Source organism: Staphylococcus sp. GDX8P80P (assembly GCF_017893095.1).
GTDB classification, from domain to species: domain Bacteria; phylum Bacillota; class Bacilli; order Staphylococcales; family Staphylococcaceae; genus Staphylococcus; species Staphylococcus borealis.
On the sequence record NZ_JAESMI010000127.1, the window covers coordinates 16451 to 36579 of the forward strand.

A 20129-nucleotide genomic window follows, 5' to 3' on the forward strand; every position below is an offset into this window, starting at 1 on the left:
GAACTGCGTGTTACTATTAAATTAGGCATAAGCAATCAATGAGACTAAGGCATGGAATAGCCTTAGTAAAAATACATTTCATAATTTGCGTTACTTAGAGATGTATTTTTGAAAGTAGAAGAGAAATTAAAGGGACGAGTATACATGATTTTAAATCACTGTATCGCTATGCATTTCTCAAACTTACTTTTCTTAGTATTGCTTATGTCTTTTTTTATGTTATCGTGTTCAAATTTAGGTAGAAGGGAATAAGGATTATGTTTAAGAAATTTTTCGGTCAATTGCAACGTATCGGTAAAGCCTTAATGTTACCAGTTGCAATTTTACCAGCTGCCGGGATTTTATTAGCGTTCGGTAATGCGATGCACAACGAACAACTTGTTGGCATTGCACCGTGGCTAAAAATGGACGTCTTCGTGATGATTTCATCTGTTATGGAAGCGGCTGGACAAATTATATTTGATAACTTGCCATTGCTATTTGCAGTTGGTACAGCACTTGGATTAGCTGGTGGAGACGGTGTTGCCGCTTTAGCCGCTTTAGTAGGTTACTTAATTATGAATGCCACTATGGGACAAATTATGCATATCACAATTGATGATATTTATAGTTACGCTAATGGCGCTAAAGAACTAAGTCAAGCTGATAAATTACCAGCATATGCCTTAATTTTAGGTGTTCCAACACTTCAAACGGGTGTGTTCGGCGGTATCATTATGGGGGCACTTGCTGCTTGGTGTTATAACAAATACTACAATATTACATTGCCACCATTCTTGGGATTCTTTGCAGGTAAACGTTTCGTGCCAATCGTGACATCAGTAGTTGCAATCATCACAGGTATTGCATTATGTTTCGTTTGGCCACCAATTCAAGAAGGGTTAAATAGCTTATCAAACTTCTTATTGAATAAGAACTTAACATTAACAACATTTATCTTTGGTATTATTGAGCGTTCATTAATTCCATTCGGATTACATCATATTTTCTATGCGCCGTTCTGGTTCGAGTTTGGACAATATACAAACCATGCAGGTGAACTCGTTCGCGGTGACCAACGTATTTGGATGGCTCAATTGAAAGATGGCGTACCATTCACAGCAGGTGCATTTACTACTGGTAAATATCCATTTATGATGTTCGGGTTACCAGCTGCTGCATTAGCAATCTATAAAAATGCACGCCCTGAACGTAAAAAAGTAGTTGGTGGTTTAATGTTATCAGCTGCTTTAACATCATTCTTAACTGGTATTACAGAACCATTAGAATTCTCATTCTTATTCGTAGCACCATTATTATATGTTATTCATGTATTTTTAGCAGGATCATCATTCTTAATCATGCACTTACTTGATGTTAAGATTGGTATGACTTTCTCTGGTGGATTTATCGACTATATTCTTTATGGTTTATTAAACTGGGATCGTACGCATGCGTTATTAGTTATTCCAGTTGGTTTAGTCTATGCAGTTGTTTACTACTTCTTATTTAGCTTTGCAATTAAGAAATTCAATCTTAAAACGCCTGGCCGTGAAGATGAAGAACAAGAAATTCGTAACTCAAGTGTAGCAAGATTACCATTTGATGTATTAGACGCAATGGGCGGTAAAGAAAATATCAAACATTTAGATGCTTGTATCACACGTCTTCGTGTTGAAGTAAATGATAAATCTAAAGTCGATGTACAAGGTTTGAAAGCGTTAGGTGCTTCAGGTGTACTTGAAGTAGGTAATAATATGCAAGCAATCTTCGGTCCGAAATCAGATCAAATTAAACATGATATGTCACTTATCATGAAAGGTGAAATCACTAAACCAAGTGAAACAACAGTTACTGAAGAAACGTCAGATGAACCTATAAACGTGGAAGAAATTAAAGAGACAGAAATCTATGCACCAGGAACTGGACACATTATTCCATTATCAGAAGTACCTGATAAAGTATTCTCAGAAAAAATGATGGGTGACGGCGTTGGATTTGTACCTGAAAAAGGAGAAATCGTAGCACCATTTGATGGTACAGTTAAAACTATCTTCCCAACGAAACACGCAATCGGATTAGAATCTGAATCTGGTGTGGAAGTACTTATTCATATTGGTATTGATACAGTGAAATTAAACGGTGAAGGTTTCGAAAGCCTTGTAAATGCTGACGAATCAGTTACACAAGGTCAACCTTTAATGAAAATCAACTTAGCATACTTAAAAGAACATGCACCAAGTACAGTAACACCAATCATTATTACAAACTTGGGAGATAAAACATTAACAGTAGAAGATGTTGAATCAGTAGACCCAGGTAAAGCAATTATGAAAATTAAATAATATTGAAAAAACCTCTTGTCAGAAATAATGACAGGAGGTTTATTTTAATCGGGAAAATGAACTACCAAAGTTCCACAGCACTATAAAGTAATAAAGCCGTGATAACGACATTAATGATTTTATAATGTTGTTGATAGATTCGATTCATCATTTGACCTAAAAGACTCCATACGATTGCGCCAGCAATACCGATGACAATAAGTAAAATTGAGCGTACAAAAGTAGAATTCCAAGCATCAGGTAATGTGAATGTTGTTAATCCGGTTAAAAAATATAACATTGCTTTAACATTCGTAGCTTGAATGAGTATACCTTTGAGTACAGGGCGATCTAAAGCCTCTTTTGCGCTATCTGGCTTTGAAATCAATACATGATATGCAAGATATAATAAATAAAGCGTACCGATAATCTTCATAATGATAATAAAGCTATGGTTATGTTTTAGTGGCTCTGAGAATAATAAAGCAATTGCTAGTGTAAATAAAATACCTATGAACACACCCAAATTAAAAGGTAAAGCGCTTATGAAGCCTTTACGTTGACCTTCGGACATCGCCATGATGGTGTTAGGCCCAGGTGTGAATGACATGGTAGTAATAAATAGTAAGTAAGAGAACAACGACCATCTCTCCCTCGAAAGTTGAATAAATCTATTTTAACACCAATTGAAATAAAAAACGAAATTAAATTTAGATAATTCTGACATTTGTGATTGGATTCTATGTAAAAAAGACCTTTAACCAATGACTATGCATTTTGAAATCAATACTTAGAATGATTAAAGGTCTTATAGAAATTAATAATATAAAGTGATGATTAAGGATTATTGTGTTATATCATTCTCGATAAGTAATTTAATCGCTTTATGATCTGTAGCATTTCTAAACAAATCATAGGCATGTGCAATATCACTTAACTTACTATAATGTGTAACCAATTGTTCAGGTTGGATAATTTTACTTTTCAAAGCTTCTAACAGTTCTTCAGTTGTATTTGCAGACACAAGTGCTGTTGTTACGTTAATATTCTTAATCCATAATTTATCGATATCGAATTGAACCGGTAAACCGTGGACACCTACGTTAGCAATGGTGCCATCGACGCCAATTAATTTTTGGCATAAATCGAATGTTTGCGGAATACCGACTGCTTCTATTGCTACGTCTACACCACGATGATTCAGTGATTTGACTTGCGCAATAGCTTCTTCCACATTGCTAGAATTAACAGTATGCGTTGCACCTAATTCTTTCGCAGTTTGTAAACGATTATCATCCAAATCAATCATAATGATTTTAGAAGGTGAGTAAAATTGTGCAGTTAATAAAGCAGCTAATCCGACTGGTCCAGCTCCCACAATTGCAACCGTACTACCCGGTTTCACTTTCCCTTTTAATACACCAATTTCATATCCAGTAGGTAATATGTCGGATAACATGACTAATGCTTCGTCAGGTAAAGCGTCTGGTGCATGGTATAAAGAGTTATCTGCGAAAGGAACTTTAACATATTCGGCTTGTGTACCGTCAATTAAATGACCCAAAATCCAACCACCATCATTTTCACAATGCGCATAGATGCCTTTTTTACAGTAATAACATTTGCCACATGAAGAAATACAAGACACGATAACTTTGTCGCCAACTTTAAAATTGTTGACACTTGAACCAACAGATTCAACAATACCAATACCTTCATGACCTAATGTTGTATTTGCAGGTACTTCAGGTGTATCACCTTTAATAATATGTAAATCCGTACCACAAATCGTCGTTTTGACCATTCTGATAATAGCATCTGTACTTTCAGTTACAACCGGCTTCTCTTTGTCAATGAGTTTTGCGACACCTGGCTTTTCATAAATATAAGCTTTCAAATGAATCATCCTCCTATTTATTGTGAATTATTTCACAATAATTATAGCATGTTAATTTGGTTATGTATTTAATAAAAATAATATATAATAAAATTGGCATATATATAAGTGTACCATCATGAGATGTATAGTTAAATTAGATGAAAAATGCATTTAATCGTCGTAAAATATAATTGAAAGATGATTTAAAGGAGATTATATTTATGGAAAATGAAGGCTTATTAGTAGCTGAAAAAGAGATCGAAGTAAATAATTACGACATTGATGCGATGGGTATCGTGAGTAATATTGTATATATTCGCTGGTTTGAAGATTTACGTACGATATTCATTAATAACTACATGACCTTCTCAGAAATGATGAAGCAACATATATCGCCAATATTAATGAAAACAGAAATAGAATACAAAGTTCCGATAACGATACATGATAAGCCAGTAGGACGATGCTGGTTTGTTCAAGGTGGAAGAATGAAATGGGTATTTAAATTTGAAATTTCTTCCGGAGATAAAGTGCATTGTATTGGATATCAAACGGGTGGTTTCTTTGATTTAGAACGTCAAAGAATAACTAAGATGCCAGAAGTATTTCAAGATTTATTAAAATAAGTAAAAGTGTGGGTGAGAAAATGACGAAGCATTTGAGTACTATTGAAGCTTTTCATCAATTTATTAAAGATCATCAACTAGTAGTTGTTCATGTAATGCGAAATCATTGTTCGGTATGCCATGCGGTGTTACCTCAAATTGAGGATATTGTAGCTACTTATCCTCATGCAGAACTTGCCATTATAAACCAATCAGATATCGAAGCAATTGCAGGTGAGTTATCTATATTTACTGTGCCTGTAGATTTAATTTTTATGGATGGTAAAGAAATGCATCGTCAAGCACGTTTTATAGATATGCAACGTTTCGAACACCAATTGGATTTAATGTATGATAGCTGTTTTGGAACAGGGGATGGAACTTTGAATTCAAATTGAATTCTGTCCCTATCCCATGTGTCCGTTCTTATTTACTCATACGTTGAATGATATCATCGGCACGTTGTTGATAGGTTGCTATCACTTGGGCTGATTGATGTAATTGTGCGTGTTCATCTTCGGATAAAGCGAATTCAAAGACTTTATCTGCTCCGTTACCATTAATGATTGTTGGCACACCTATATAGACATCGGTAAGTCCATACTCGCCTTCTAAATAGCTTGATACATTCATGATGATCTGTTTATTGAATAGAATCGCCTCTACAATTCGAACTAAACTAAGCGATATGCCGAAATTGGTCGTGCCTTTTCGAACATGAATATCATAACCGACCTGCGTTGTCTGTTCTGCTATGGATGCTTTAAACGCTTCAATATTTGTATCAGATGGCAATAAATCTAGGATGAATTCACCTGCAATTTGAGCATGTGACCATACTGCGACTTGCGAATCTCCATGTTCGCCAATAATGGGCGCATATACTTGATTTGGTGCAACATTAAACGCGCGACTTAAGAAGAATTGGAAACGAGCCGTATCTAAAGAGGTACCTGACCCAATGATTTTATTTTTAGGGAAATTTGAGACGTGTTTAACGACATAGCTCATAATATCTACAGGATTAGAAGGTAATACAAAGTAACCATCAAAACCACTATCGACAATACGTTGAACCATTGGAACAAAGATATCGACATTATCTTCTAATAATTTAAGTCGTGTTTCTCCTTTAGCAAGTTTTGCGCTTGCACAGATCACCACAATATCTGCATCTTTACAATCCTCGTACTGTCCTACATGCACATTAACGAAGTGATCACCAAATGGCGTAGCATGATTCAAATCCCATACATCCGCTTTAGCTTTATCCTCGTCAATATCAATAATTGCCAATTCGTCGACTAATCCTTTAGCTACAACTGCGTGGGCAAACGCAGAACCTACATAACCACTACCTATAAGAACGATTTTATGACGTGACATCAATGCTTGCCTCCTCTTTTAAATTGAAAATTCAGATAATTGATATAAGGATAGCACGTTTGACTTAAATTGAAAATATTGTTTGATATTCTTAGTGTTAATTACTAAATGATTTGGAATTTAAGGTTTATAATATATAAATGTATAGGAGGTCATCAAGACGATGAAAAAAAGTGTATTAACAGTAGCAACATCTGCGATATTAGGTACATTAGCATTTATTAAAGTAAAAGAAAAACGTAGCTATAAGAGTTATATAACTGAAAAGTATATACGAATGTCTGGTATGAAAAAAACATTTGAGCATGAGGCAGATGCTAAAAAAGTATTAGAAGAAACTAAAGCAATTACGGCCGGTAAATATGGTGGCACAAGTTATGAATTTAAACATGATGTTCGAACAAAAAGTTGGAATGGCTGTGTGACATATATTGTGAATGATCAATGTAATCATCAACAAAAAGTGGTGTTATATATTCATGGTGGTGCGTGGTTCCAAGATCCGCTAGAGAACCATTTTAATTTTATCGATGAACTTGCAGGACAACTTGATGCGAAGGTCATTATGCCAATTTATCCTAAAGTGCCTCATCGTGATTACCGCACGACGTTTGAATTATTAAAGCTCATTTATGATAAGCAGGTTGCCAAAGTTGAACATACAGATCAACTCATTATTATGGGAGACTCAGCAGGTGGACAAATCGCATTATCATTTGCAGAATATTTAAAAGCAGAAACGACGTTGCCTCAACCGGGTCATATCGTAATGCTATCACCAGTGTTAGATGGTACGATGAGCAATCCAGATGCTAAAACATATGAACGCATCGATCCTATGTTGGGGATAGAAGGTAGTCAATACTTCATCAAATTATGGGCAGGTGAATTACCAATTGAGGATTATAGAATTTCTCCGATTAATGGTGATTTAGAAGGATTAGGACGATTATCCATCTTCATCGGTACGAAAGAAACGTTATATCCAGATGCTTTAAAATTATCTAAAATGTTGAATGCGAAAGGCATTGAACATGATTTTATACCGGGATATAATTTATTCCACATTTATCCGATTTTCCCATTACCAGAAAGACAGAAATTCTTTACACAACTTAAATCTATTATTCTATAAAAGAAAGCGCCTAGGACGAAATGATTCACTGCGTGGATAAATCAATGCATCGTAAATGCTATCCCACTTGTGTTAATCATGGTAAACGTCTTAGGCGCTTTTCATTGGTTATATCTCTTCAGGTTGTTTCTTAAGCGATAGCATTAAAATTAAGATCAGAATTAATACAATGCCGACCACTTGTATCGATTGAAACGTAACATCAAGCCATAAGGCACTTGTTACAACTGCAATGACTGGTTCGATGGTACCTAATAACGTTGTCTCTTTAGGTGATAGGTATTTGAGACTATCGATAAATAAATAGAATGCTAAAGCAGTCCCAGCAATAATACCAAATATCAAATAAACGATTGTAGACGCACTCATAGTATTCAAGCTAACATCCCAAATAGGTTGTTTAAAGTTCATGGCACAACCAGAAATGATCATTGCCCATCCAACGATTAAAATAGATGGGAACTTATCAAGCAAACCTGTGGCATAGATCGTGTAAAACGCAAGTGCTAAACCTGCGATAATGCCCCAGAATAAACTTGTAGGAGATACAACTAAATGAGAAATCGATCCATTTGTTAAAAGTAAAAATGTTCCAATTAATGTCATTGCAATGGCTAATATATCAAATGGACGGAATACATCGAGACCACGTATAACGAACCAAATGATGATATACACAGGTGCAATGTATTGTAAAAGGGTAGCTACAGCAACATTACCAGTTGCAATCGATGCCATATAGGCGTATTGAACAAATAGCATACCGATTAAACTATAAATAAACAAACTAACGATTGTTCTAGGATTTCGAAAAACAATAAAAATAGATTGTTTAGGGCGTCGTATTTTATAAAGGCTGAGTAAGAAGACGCCGCTGATTAATAGGCGTGCAGTGACATACCAATCAACATCTAAACCGCGTTGGTTGAACAGTAAATCTGAAACCGTTCCGCCTAATCCCCACAAAGTAGCACCTATAATTGCAAATAACACACCTTTTAGTCTATGTTGTGTGTGAGTCATACAATGCACCTCCATCTGTATTTTGTTTTATTATAAATCTCATAATATAATGTTTATGAAATGGATAATACTCAAATAATGAGTAAAAGTATCAAAATATTGAGGTGATTACAGATGACGTCTGAAATGACTGTAAATGCAAATTTAGAAGAAAAGATTAATTACCCTGATCGTCGTTGGCCACATGTTATTTTACATACGACGCTAAATAAGACATTACTCGGCTATATACCGCTACATTGGCATTATGCATTACAATTTATGTATGTGACAGATGGGATAATTCAGGTGAAGTTAGCAGAAAATACATTAGTGATTCATGAGGGTGAAGGATTATTTATTAACTCCAACGTTGTACATGAAATTCATGATGTAGATGAAGGGGCACGTTTTTATTGCTGGAATATTGGATTACCTAATGTTACAGAATATATTAACTTTACGTATGTTAGTCATATTGTAGATCAAGCGCAGTCTATTCCGTTTATTAAATTAAGTCCAAATGATGAAGAGAGCATCCATTTATTGAAACGGATTGAGAAAGTAGGGCAAATTTATATCGCGCAAAAAGGTTATTTTCAATTACAAATTCTTAGTGAATTTTATCAATGTTTAAATCACCTGTTAAATATCTTTGATCAGTATCAACAAGTCACTCAATATTTCTTTGATCCAAGAGTGAAGCAATGTATTCAATACTTACAAAGTCATTATTATAAAAAAGTTAAACTTAGCGAATTAAGTCGCATGGTTCATATGAGTGAGGCGGAAACAATAAAGTTATTTAAACGATTTGCAGGGGACACACCATTGAACTTTTTACAAAACTATCGCCTAGAACAAAGTGCAAAGCAGCTGATGTATCATCATCGAAATGTGACTGAAGTAGCGATGGACTGTGGTTTTTCAACAACAAGTTATTTTATACAAAGTTTTAAACATAAATATTCGCTTACACCAAAGCAATTCCAAATCAAATATGCGAAACACTTAAAATAAAGTAGGTGCAATGTTCATCAATCAGATGAATGTGCGCCTACTTTTTCGGTATCTGTATTTAAAATTGTATCATTAGAATTTAAAGTCATTTCTTCTTTCGCAACATCATCACGCGTTGCAGATGCTTTGTTTAACTTCGTATCATCAATGCCTTCGTTAGAATCTTTAGTAACACTATTAATGTGTTGATGGTCTGTGTCTAAAACTGAATTACTCATATCGTTTCCTTGTAAGCTACCTACAAGAATAAATATTAAATAGCTTGAACAAACGAATAATACCATTGCTAAATAGATGCCAATTGCTATTTTCACAGGTTTAGTCAAAGGTTTACCCATCAGTATCCTCCTAAAGTTGTATCTTTATTTACCTTTAAAGTAACATCAGAATTTTAATTTAATGTAAATATGGCGTAAATATTTAATGATTTATCAGATAATACATATTAAATATTAAATTAAGAAAAATATTTTTAAAATTAGTCTTTATTTGTAATTTTAAATTATTGAACATTTCTAAAAAAATTAATCTTTGTTAATATAATTTTACATTAGATTTACAATATTAAAACTGACTAAATACGCAAATGATAGCATACCCTTATTAGAAGTAATAATTCGTTTAAGGTGTTCATGATAGAAAAGACGTATTATTAATTAACAACTTCTATAGAAAGTGTTGAAACATCACTTTTGATATACATATTAATGCATTACGTATTTAGACAACTTAATATTAAAAACAATCAAAGAGAGGGACTATACTGTGATTCTCATTATAATTTGTATCGCATTGATTTTATGGCTCGGTATTAAAGAGAAAAAGCGTCATACAAATCGACTTAATAAGATTCCGATTAGAATCAACATTAACGGTATTCGAGGTAAATCAACTATCACTAGAATGATTTATAGCATTCTAAGAGAGGATCATTATCATGTGATAGGCAAAACGACAGGAACAGATGCCCGAATGTTATATTGGTTTACTGACAAAGAATATCCAGTCATTAGGAAACCCCAAGGTGCTAATATTGGGGAACAACGTGACATCGTGCGCAAAGTGGTTAAACAAAGAGCCGAGGCGTTAGTGAACGAATGTATGGCAGTTAATCCAGATTATCAGATTACCTTTCAACAGGATTTAGTCAAAGCCAATATTGGCGTTATCGTCAATGTTATGGAAGACCACATGGATGTGCTTGGACCTACGCTTCAAGATGTTGCACAAGCGTTTACTGCAACAATTCCATACAAAGGGACATTAGTTGTGATGAAAGACGATTATACTAAATTTTTCGCAAAAGAAGCTAAAAAACGAAAAACGAAGTTAATCGTTGTTGATAAAGATAAAATTCCTGAATCCTATTTAAGAAAGTTCCCTTATCTTGTCTTTCCAGATAACGTTGCGATCGCATTAGGCGTTGCGCAAGCTGTTGGGATAGATAAGGATACTGCATTAAGAGGTATGTTAAATGCACCTCCAGATCCTGGCGCAGTAGAAATTAAATATTTTAATGCAAATCGCACACGAAATGTATTTGTTAATGCATTTGCTGCCAATGAACCACAATCGACGAAAGCGATTTTGAACAAAGTTGAATCTTACAACTATCCATATACCAAAAAAGTAGTTATTTTAAATTGTCGTTCAGACAGGGTAGATAGAACACGTCAATTTGTTGAAAACTTTATTGACGATGTAGACTTTGACACACTGATTTGTACCGGTAAAAGTACGCAAATGGTGACAGACTTAATGCAACACTTACCTGACAAAAAATATCTTAATTTTGAAAACCGTGAGTTCCCAGAAATTGAAAAAGCCATCATGCAAGAATCACACAAAGCACTCATTTTCTGTGTAGGTAATATTCATGGTCCAGGTGGTAGAATAGCAGAATTTATAGAAGGGATAGAATAAAATGATAGGTTCAGAATTATACTTCTCCCTATTTGTCGGTATCGTATTAAGTTTAATATTTGCCGAGAAATTTGGGATTAATCCAGCAGGGCTCGTTGTACCAGGCTATTTAGCACTTATATTCGATCAGCCCGTCATGTTATTATCTGTGTTAATCATTAGTTGTTTAACATTTTTCATCGTTACATATGGTATTAGTAGATGGGTTATTTTGTACGGAAGAAGAAAATTTGCGGCGATGATTTTAACTGGGATGGTTCTTAAATTCCTATTCGACTTGATTTATCCATTGACGCCATTTGAAATGGTTCAAGTGTCTGGTATTGGTGTCGTTATTCCAGGAATCATTGCGAATACAATTCAAAAACAAGGTGTCGTGATTACGTTGTCAACAACGATGTTACTTACTTGTATCACGTATGTCATCTTATTCTTATATAGCTTTATTAATTAATCGCGAGCAAGGAGCGCAGAGTAATGAAAAAGAAAAAACGGTTATCAGCGAGCGAATGGTTACTTAAGCAATCTAAACGACACAAACGCCTTAACTTCATTTATACACTTATCGTTTTAATTGTTGCACTTGTACTTCTGGTATTCGCTATTAGAGCTGTGAAAGTTGAGCCAGTTGAGGCTATGTCAAGCTCAGGTAATGATTATATTCGTAGTACATATTTAGGTAATATCACATTGAATAAACATTTTAGACAAATGGATCTTAACGATGTGTTTAATGGCTTGAAACAACCGCTTCAACACAGTGACTTCTCAACGGCGTCACTCTTAGTAAGCCACTTCTCAAATGATCCGAAAACGAATATTAAGAAGAATATTGAGAATATTATGTTCTTGAAAAAGCAAAATATTAAAAGTGTCAATTTAATCAATAACACGATTGATAATGTGCAAGCCCAAGATTTGAGTAAACAAGTGGAAGCGCAAACCGATTATAACTTTATGACTGGCAACGGTTCGAATCCAATTAACAGTAAAACGGTACAACAAACGGTAAAAGGTAAAAAAATAGCCAATGTGTCATTTACGGATGTAGGTTCGAATTATGAGGATCCACTTAAAAATACAACATCTATTAGTTTAGATCCTAAAATCTTTGTTCCGCTGATCAAAAATTTAAAGGAAAATAATGATTTAGTTGTTGTTAACGTGGATTGGGGTATTACGAATGAACGTAGTGTAACGGATCGTCAAAAAGAGTATGCACATGCTTTAGTGCAATCTGGCGCAGATGTTATCATCGGCCATAATTCGGTCGTTCAAAAAGTTGAAAAATATAAAAATGCGAGTATCTTTTATAGTTTAGGTAATTTAACGTCAGATTCATTCCTATCTAAAAATCAAAAAGGGATGGTCGTTCAACACGATTGGAATGGACAACATCATAAATTCAGCATTACGCCAGTACGTGGCGCAGATGGCAAGATAACAAAAGACAACATGAACAAGGTAGAGGCACAACGTTATTACAATAATATTAACGACAAATCAATTCACCTTAAAAAGGAGAATGGAGGATATACCTTTGAATATTAAAAAGCATTGGTTAGGTATTGCAACAACGCTCATTATAATTGCAATTCTGTTAATGGTAACGTTTGCCAAAGCGAACGAAGGCCTTGATAATTTTGAGAAAAATGAATTAAAAGATGCAACGGAGCAATATTTATCTAAAGGGGCCAGTTAGTATGAATATTTATAGTAAAGTGACATTATCAGTTATTTTAGTTATCACCATTTTGATATCCTTTGTCTTTTACTATTTCAATAAAGAAGACAATCCTGATAAAGATACACTATTCGAAAATAAAATTGCAGATCATAAATCCTCTGGCAGTAGTAAAAAATATGGTGTAGCATCAAATAACCCTATTGCCACACGTGTCGGAAATAAAATTATTGAAGATGGTGGTAATGCAGTAGATGCAGCTGTAGGTGTTTCCTATGCATTAGCAGTAACAGAACCACACTCATCAGGATTAGGTGGCGGTGGTGCCACACTTACATACAATGGTAATGATGGTGAAGAACCTAAGATGTATGAATATAAAACATTGTCTTCTTATAATTATAAGAAAGGCGATGAAATTGGTACGCCAGGATTTGTTAGAGGTATGCATGATATGCATCAACGTGAAGGTAAAATGGACGAGAAGAAAATATTCAGTTATATTGTGCCACTAGCCGAAGATGGTTTCGAAGTGGATTCAGAATTGGAACGTAGTTTAAAAATTTATGGATCAGATATCGACCGTAACTCTCCATTCTTTAAAGGAAAACGTACGGTACGTGAAGGTGATGTGGTGAAACAACCTGCATTAGCTAAAACAATTAAAGGTATTAGAGATAAAGGGCCTGACTATTTTTATAAAGACATCGCCAAAAGTATATCTAAACAAGTCGATAGTGAATTAACTGAAAAAGACTTTTCAACATTTAAAACTGAAGAAAAACGACCTGTAGCAACCAAATATTTCAATAACACAATCTACTCTGTTTCAAACCCTTTAGGTGGTGTTTTAATGTTACAAGGTTTGAAAATTGATGAAAGCGCCAATTCAAGTAATGATAGAGCAGATTACATTAATGGTATTGTTAAATCACGTGATGTAATGTATCGAAATAGGGATATCGTTAATGGTCAAGAAGCAAATAGTGATTCACATTTATCAGAAGACTATTTATTAGATAACTTAAATAATGTAAACAGTGGTGGCAATGAAACGAACAGTGACTTTGAAACGTCACTTGATACTACGAGTACAACGCATTTCGTAGTGATTGATAAGAATGGTAAAGTCGCTAGTACAACGAATACATTATCTAGTTTCTTTGGCGCAGGTAAATTTATGAAGCAAGGCTTCTATATGAACAACTCGTTAACAAACTTCTCAAGTGATCCGAATAGTCCAAACTATGGTGATAAACATAAAGCACCACGTTCATATACGTCACCATCGATTGTTGTCGGACCTGATTTCTATATGGGTATTGGTACACCAGGCGGAAACAAAATTCCTACGATTTTAAACGAAGTACTTATTGATTACCTTAGAGGAAATGGTACGTTACAAGAATCTATAAATAAACCACGTTTCTATAATGATGGTGGTACGATTTATTATGAAAATGCAACGAGTGATGAAGATATTAATATCTTCAAGAGTATGGGCTACGGTGTTCAAGAAAAACGTAATGACGCTAACTTTGGTAGTGTTCAAGGCGCCATTTATAATAAAAATGATCAAACGGTTGAAATTGGGCAAGATGTGGGTAATAGATAATAGTGATTTGTTAGAAAAAGCATCGTAAGCAATTGGTTCCAAAACGTTTGATAGTTTAGTATCAATGTGCATGTGTTGGCTAAACTGAGAAGCAATGTATATCAACATAATCGATGTTTAGTCATTATTATGGGGGTGGGACAATGAATTCAGAGCGGATTCTGTTCCACCCTTGCTTCATTTTTTATTGAAAAAGATTTGAAATCTTAGTTTACTATTGAAAATATCAGCAGAATCGATATGATGAATATAAAGGTTTTGAATTTAATTTAAAATTTATATAAAATAAAAAGATATTGAATTGCTTGCTTAATATGTAAGAAAATGTGCGCTTACAATTGATTGATAAAGGTGGAATGGTTGTGGAAGACGTAGTATTAGGAATTGACTTAGGTACCAGTGCAGTTAAAATCATTGCGGTCAATCGACAAGGTGAAGTGATTGCTTCGACAAGTGAACCTTTAACCTTGATACAAAGCCGTGCTGGCTATAGTGAACAAGATCCAAAAGAATGGTTTGAAGCGGTGAAACAAGGGATTAAACGTATAAATCAAGCACCTGAAATGGCAAATTATAGTGTTAAAGGGCTATCATTTTCAGGGCAAATGCATGGCTTAGTGCCTCTAGATAACAATCATCAACCGGTACGTCACGCGATTCTTTGGAATGACACACGCAACTCCGAACAATGTATGCAAATCAAAGACATATACGGAGAAAGATTAAATGGCAATCCTATACTTGAAGGATTTACGTTACCTAAGATGCTTTGGATGAAACAACATGAGCCATCATTGTGGGAACAAGTGAGTGTCTTTGTATTGCCTAAGGACTATGTGCGTTATTGTTTAACAGGCCAAATACATATGGAATATTCAGATGCGGCGAGTACACTATTATTAAGTCCAGAAACACATGATTGGACTAAAGATGTTGGTGAACGTTTAGGTATTGGGGATATTTACCCACCTTTAGTGCGTTCGACAGAAGCGGTTGGCGAAGTACGCTCAGAACTAGTGGAAACACTGGGTTTTAAATCACCTGTGAAAGTTTATGCTGGTGGGGGAGATAATGCCTGTGGCGCAATTGGAGCGGGTATCATCAATGGTAATGATACGCTTTGTAGTATCGGAACTTCTGGTGTTGTCCTTAATGTAGAAAGTGAAGGTTATACTGAATACACTAACAATATCCATTTCTTTGATCATAGTGTGCCTCAAACATTTTATGCTATGGGTGTGACGTTAGCTGCGGGTTACAGTTTAAATTGGCTTAAACAAACCTTCTTTGAACAGGATGGCTTTGATGATATTGTTCAACAAGCCAGTACGTCAACCATTGGCGCGAACCATTTACTATTTGCACCATATTTGGCAGGTGAACGTACACCACATGGAGATGCATTTATACGAGGCAGTTTTATTGGTATTAATGGCAGCCATAAGAAAGCGGATTTTGCGAGAGCAGTGCTAGAAGGTATTACGTTCTCATTATATGACTCTATACAATTAATGCGAGAAGCAGGTAAGACGATAACGCATATCACTTCAATCGGTGGCGGTGCCAAAAGTTCATTTTGGTTACAAATGCAAGCAGATATTTTCAATGCGACGATCAGAAAATTGAAATATGAAGAAGGGCCAAGTATGGGCGCGGCGATGATTGCAGCTTATGGATTGAACTGGTTTGACAGCTTTGATGCATGTGTTGAAAAATTTATTGATGTTGGTCAAACCTTTGAACCAGACGCTACAAGACACGCACAATATGAAGCATATTATAAAGTATACAAAGACATTTACCATCACACACATCAATTAACAGAAGCTTTATTAAAGATTGAAGATTAATCGTTCAAATCGACAATTAGGATAGAACCAAATGAGCGTTAGCCTTTTAGACGAGAACGCGATAAAAAGATTATAGAAGAAATACTACAAGCCAAGCAAGTTGGGCGTGGAACAATGAATTCATAACAAATTCTGCTCCACGCCCGTTTATTGTGCTAAAAACTTAATAATTTAAATTTTACAATTTTTTCATTTGTGAGCAGTTTGTTATGTAACTATAAATTGACACGTTAAAGTGAATATATAACAAAATAAATGTGTACAATTTAACTAATTATTACAAATATTAGTGTTGCCTTGAAAAGGGTTACAAAGATAGTTTTAGCGGTGTAAAATAACTAAAATTATTTAGATTTTTTCAAAAGATTTCAAATTAAAAATATTTTATCCTCAAAAAGTCTCTTAATGTGATTTATTTCACAAATTTACATTTTTGTCACTGAATAAGTCTTGAAATCGTTTTCTAGAGGGTGTAGTATGACTATGGTTCTTAAATAAATTGAAAGAGGTTTTGGGGAATGAATATTATTTTAGGAGTGGGTACACTCGTATTAGTGCTTATCGTTATGACGCTATTCTTAAACTTTGCGCCATACGGTAAACAAGGACTACAAGCATTATCAGGAGCTGCTTGTGCGACTTTCTTACCACAAGCATTCCTAAGTTACGCTATTGGTGGCGTATTCCATATTGAATTTTTACAAACTATAGGAGACTTAGCAGGAAGCCTTGCAGGTGTTGCAGTTGGTATCTTAACTTGTTTGAAAATGGGTATCTCACCTGTATTTGCAGTCATTGTTGGTCTCGTATTACATGACTTTAAATTATTACCAGCATTTATTGCAGCGTACCTTATTTCATTCGGTATTAAATTTATCGAGAAAAAAGTACCAGAAGGCTTGGATTTAATTGCTGTGATTTTAATTGCTCCAGCAGTTGTATTTGGTTTAGCAACAGCTATTAGCCCAGGGGTTATGGCTGTATTACATCAAATCGGAGGCGCAGTTACATCAGTAGGAGACAGCAATCCATACGCATTAGCAGTTATTTTAGGATTAGTTATTCCTGTAACGGGTATGACACCACTAAGTTCAATGGTATTAACTAGTTTATTAGGACTAACTGGTATACCAATGGCTATCGGTGCATTAACATGTACAGGTTCATCATTTGTTAACTATGTATTATTCAGCAGACTTAATATTGGCGGAAGTAAATCAAAAGCATTCGCAGTATTTGTTGAACCATTAACACAAATTGATTTAATTGCAAAATACCCTCTACAACTATATGGTACAAACGCAATTATCGGTGTAGTAAACGCATGTATCGTAACATTTAGTGGACTTGTTATCGGTGTTAAAGGTATGGCAACACCAATTGCAGGTGCAATCGTGTTATTCGGATTTAACGATGCTACAAAATCAATTATCACAATCATTACAGTTGCAGTTGTAAGTGTTATCTTAGCATTTATCTTCAGTACATTAATTAAAAAATTCAACCTAATGGACATGAGTATTAAATTGCCTAGTAAACAGAAACAACCTAAGGAGAGTGTTTAATTATGGCTACTAAAAAAAGCTACGATTATCAAAGCGCATTTGATATTATTGGGCCTGTCATGATGGGACCTTCAAGTTCTCATACAGCAGGAGCAGTTAAAATTGGTAATGCTGCATATGCAGTATTAGGTGGCGTACAGCCAGATAAACTCACAATTCATTATTACGAATCCTTTGCTCAAACACATCAAGGACACGGTACGGATTTAGCCATCGTTGGTGGTGCAATGGGTTACAGCACTTTTGATAGTCGTATTAAAAGTTCATTAGCAATTGCTAAAGACCAAAATATCGAAGTGAACATTATTGAAGAAGAAGGCGACAGTATTGGTGAACATCCTAACTGTGCGTATCTTGTTGCAGAAGGTAATGGACGTCACATTGAAGTCATTGGGAATTCAATCGGTGGCGGTACAATTAAATTAAAACGCATTAGCGTAGAAGGTCTAGACATTGATTTTAACTATGGTTTACCTATCTTAGAAATGGATGGGGCGGCAAATAAATCAGAAGTTAATCATTTTATCAATGATGTAAGTGAACTTGGTGCTGACATAAAAGAAGAAATGACACAAACGGGCGATAATTTCAGTTTAGCAGTATTACCACTAAACAAGGCATTATCTGAATCAACGTTAGATCAAATTAAAGAAAAATATAGTCACTTAAATATATCCTATATTAAATAGAGGGGGATTAAAGATGTTTGATTCAATTAGAGAAACAATAGACTACGCAGTCGAAAATAAAATGTCTTTTGCAGATATTATGATCCAAGAAGAGATGGAACTTTCAGGTAAAACACGTGACGAAGTTAGAGAAACAATGAAACAGAACTTAGACGTCATGAGAGATGCTGTAGTTAAAGGATCAACAGGCGAAGGCGTTAAAAGTGTAACAGGTTATACTGGTCAAGATGCGATTAAACTTGCTAAATATAATGAAAATAATCATGCTTTATCAGGCCATGAAATGGTTGAAGCAGTGAAAGGCGCCGTTGCTACTAACGAAGTAAACGCAGCAATGGGTATCATTTGTGCAACACCAACAGCTGGCTCCTCCGGAACGATTCCGGGCGTATTATTTAAATTAGAAAAAACACATGACCTTACAGAAGAACAAATGATAGATTTCTTATTCGTTTCATCATTATTTGGTCGCGTTGTTGCTAATAACGCAAGTGTTGCAGGTGCTACAGGTGGTTGCCAAGCAGAAGTTGGTTCAGCTTCAGCAATGGCTGCAGCTGCTGCGGTATCCATCTTCGGTGGTGAACCTGAAGCATCTGGTCACGCAATGGCACTAGCGATCAGTAACTTACTTGGTCTAGTATGTGACCCAGTAGCTGGTTTAGTTGAAATTCCATGTGTAATGCGTAACGCAATTGGTTCTGGTAACGCATTAATCTCTGCTGACTTAGCATTAGCTGGTGTTGAAAGTAGAATTCCAGTGGATGAAGTTATCGAAGCAATGGATAAAGTAGGACGTGGCTTACCAGCTGAATTAAGAGAAACAGGACTTGGTGGTTTAGCAGGTACACCAACTGGTGAAGCAATCAAACGTAAAATCTTTGGTGAAGCAGAAGTGAATAGCTTCTCATAAGCCCACCATGGTTATAAGTCATTCTTGAATGTCTGTGAGGCATTTGAGGATGGCTTTTTTTATTTAGTATTAGGTGTGTCATGTAAACGATTTAAAATTGCATATATTTATCAGAAAATTAAAAAAGTTATTGCAAAATTTCACCAATACAGATAAAATAACTCAAAAGGGGATGATGATATGCTAAGGTTATGTATCATCTTTTTTGTATTCGTAACTAACACAACTATCACACAATTATGGACTGTCGAGGGAACATGGGAGAACCTCTTACTACAATCAATGTCATTAAGTATGATTATTGTATTCCTATTTTATTATGTGGGTTTTGTGATTGCGGAGAAAAAGAGGAAACAAATAGAAATGTTATTTAAGAAAGAAATCTTTCATGAGAAAGAAGACCTTTTTGAAAAAGACGATAAAAGAAAAGTAAGTGAGTAAAAGGGGCTCACGGTACTGAACCCCTTAAATGGGAACTTAATAAAAATACTATACTCTAGGCTGCTAATTCTCTGTATTTTACAGGGGATAAGTAGCCTAGTTTTTGTTGAATTCGATTATTA

General features: G+C 35.0%; 19 protein-coding genes and 1 pseudogene. 15 read left to right on the forward strand and 5 right to left on the reverse strand.

Annotation, left to right across the window (positions count from 1 at the left end; translation table 11 throughout):
• Positions 1-257: 257 nt before the first annotated feature.
• Entirely contained in the window at positions 258-2324 is a 2067-nt protein-coding gene (ptsG, locus tag KA858_RS10630) for a glucose-specific PTS transporter subunit IIBC (RefSeq protein WP_107629126.1), read from the forward strand.
• A 61-nt stretch (positions 2325-2385) separates the two neighbouring features.
• Here ptsG and KA858_RS10635 read toward each other — a convergent pair whose 3' ends face one another.
• A complete protein-coding gene (locus tag KA858_RS10635; RefSeq protein WP_245342090.1) occupies positions 2386-2943 on the reverse strand; it encodes a LysE family translocator in 558 nt (185 codons plus the stop codon).
• 204 nt (positions 2944-3147) lie between these two features.
• The gene (locus KA858_RS10640; RefSeq protein WP_210135661.1) at positions 3148-4200 is read right to left on the reverse strand and encodes a zinc-dependent alcohol dehydrogenase family protein; all 1053 of its coding nucleotides are present in this window, start codon (positions 4198-4200) and stop codon (positions 3148-3150) included.
• Positions 4201-4403: 203 nt separating this feature from the next.
• Here KA858_RS10640 and KA858_RS10645 point away from each other — a divergent pair, with 203 nt between their 5' ends.
• Positions 4404-4808: an acyl-CoA thioesterase gene (locus KA858_RS10645; protein WP_053028834.1), complete on the forward strand. Its 405-nt coding sequence runs from the start codon at positions 4404-4406 to the stop codon at positions 4806-4808.
• Between the two features lie 20 nt (positions 4809-4828).
• Complete coding sequence (locus KA858_RS10650) at positions 4829-5185, forward strand: thioredoxin family protein (RefSeq protein ID WP_053028833.1); 357 nt, start codon at positions 4829-4831, stop codon at positions 5183-5185.
• Positions 5186-5213: 28 nt separating this feature from the next.
• Here the strand turns inward: KA858_RS10650 and KA858_RS10655 are convergent, their stop codons facing one another.
• Positions 5214-6173 carry an L-lactate dehydrogenase gene (locus KA858_RS10655; RefSeq protein WP_210135662.1) on the reverse strand — a complete coding sequence of 320 codons (960 nt, stop codon included), beginning with the start codon at positions 6171-6173 and terminating at the stop codon, positions 5214-5216.
• A 163-nt stretch (positions 6174-6336) separates the two neighbouring features.
• Between KA858_RS10655 and KA858_RS10660 the strand changes: the two genes are divergently transcribed.
• Positions 6337-7308, forward strand: a complete 972-nt coding sequence (locus tag KA858_RS10660; RefSeq protein WP_210135663.1) for an alpha/beta hydrolase fold domain-containing protein — start codon at positions 6337-6339, stop codon at positions 7306-7308.
• 108 nt (positions 7309-7416) lie between these two features.
• Here the strand turns inward: KA858_RS10660 and KA858_RS10665 are convergent, their stop codons facing one another.
• Entirely contained in the window at positions 7417-8331 is a 915-nt protein-coding gene (locus tag KA858_RS10665; RefSeq protein WP_239469306.1) for an EamA family transporter, read from the reverse strand.
• 114 nt (positions 8332-8445) lie between these two features.
• On the opposite strand from KA858_RS10665, the gene KA858_RS10670 reads away from it, so the two are divergent.
• Positions 8446-9330 carry an AraC family transcriptional regulator gene (locus KA858_RS10670; RefSeq protein WP_053028829.1) on the forward strand — a complete coding sequence of 295 codons (885 nt, stop codon included), beginning with the start codon at positions 8446-8448 and terminating at the stop codon, positions 9328-9330.
• Positions 9331-9347: 17 nt separating this feature from the next.
• Here the strand turns inward: KA858_RS10670 and KA858_RS10675 are convergent, their stop codons facing one another.
• A complete protein-coding gene (locus KA858_RS10675; protein ID WP_210135664.1) occupies positions 9348-9668 on the reverse strand; it encodes a hypothetical protein in 321 nt (106 codons plus the stop codon).
• A 427-nt stretch (positions 9669-10095) separates the two neighbouring features.
• Here KA858_RS10675 and pgsB point away from each other — a divergent pair, with 427 nt between their 5' ends.
• The 10 genes and pseudogenes from pgsB to KA858_RS12935 all read left to right on the forward strand — a co-directional run.
• Positions 10096-11253, forward strand: a complete 1158-nt coding sequence (gene pgsB / locus KA858_RS10680) for a poly-gamma-glutamate synthase PgsB (RefSeq protein ID WP_210135665.1) — start codon at positions 10096-10098, stop codon at positions 11251-11253.
• Position 11254: 1 nt separating this feature from the next.
• Positions 11255-11707 (forward strand): poly-gamma-glutamate biosynthesis protein PgsC, encoded by a 453-nt coding sequence (pgsC, locus tag KA858_RS10685; RefSeq protein WP_107629120.1) that lies wholly within the window; start codon positions 11255-11257, stop codon positions 11705-11707.
• Between the two features lie 23 nt (positions 11708-11730).
• The gene (locus KA858_RS10690) at positions 11731-12804 is read left to right on the forward strand and encodes a CapA family protein (protein WP_210135666.1); all 1074 of its coding nucleotides are present in this window, start codon (positions 11731-11733) and stop codon (positions 12802-12804) included.
• Positions 12794-12955 (forward strand): hypothetical protein, encoded by a 162-nt coding sequence (locus KA858_RS10695; RefSeq protein ID WP_182739035.1) that lies wholly within the window; start codon positions 12794-12796, stop codon positions 12953-12955. The genes KA858_RS10690 and KA858_RS10695 overlap by 11 nt, the downstream gene beginning before the upstream one ends.
• A 1-nt stretch (position 12956) precedes the next feature.
• Positions 12957-14552, forward strand: coding sequence for a gamma-glutamyltransferase (locus tag KA858_RS10700; protein ID WP_210135667.1), 1596 nt, complete (start codon positions 12957-12959; stop codon positions 14550-14552).
• 356 nt (positions 14553-14908) lie between these two features.
• A complete protein-coding gene (xylB, locus tag KA858_RS10705; protein WP_210135669.1) occupies positions 14909-16402 on the forward strand; it encodes a xylulokinase in 1494 nt (497 codons plus the stop codon).
• A gap of 518 nt (positions 16403-16920) precedes the next feature.
• A complete protein-coding gene (locus KA858_RS10710) occupies positions 16921-17967 on the forward strand; it encodes a PTS sugar transporter subunit IIC (protein WP_053028818.1) in 1047 nt (348 codons plus the stop codon).
• Between the two features lie 2 nt (positions 17968-17969).
• A complete protein-coding gene (locus KA858_RS10715) occupies positions 17970-18656 on the forward strand; it encodes a serine dehydratase beta chain (protein ID WP_053028817.1) in 687 nt (228 codons plus the stop codon).
• A gap of 13 nt (positions 18657-18669) precedes the next feature.
• Positions 18670-19566 carry an L-serine ammonia-lyase, iron-sulfur-dependent, subunit alpha gene (sdaAA, locus tag KA858_RS10720; RefSeq protein ID WP_053028816.1) on the forward strand — a complete coding sequence of 299 codons (897 nt, stop codon included), beginning with the start codon at positions 18670-18672 and terminating at the stop codon, positions 19564-19566.
• A gap of 180 nt (positions 19567-19746) precedes the next feature.
• Positions 19747-19914, forward strand: a pseudogene (locus KA858_RS12935) (hypothetical protein); the annotation flags it as partial.
• Positions 19915-20129 lie beyond the last annotated feature (215 nt).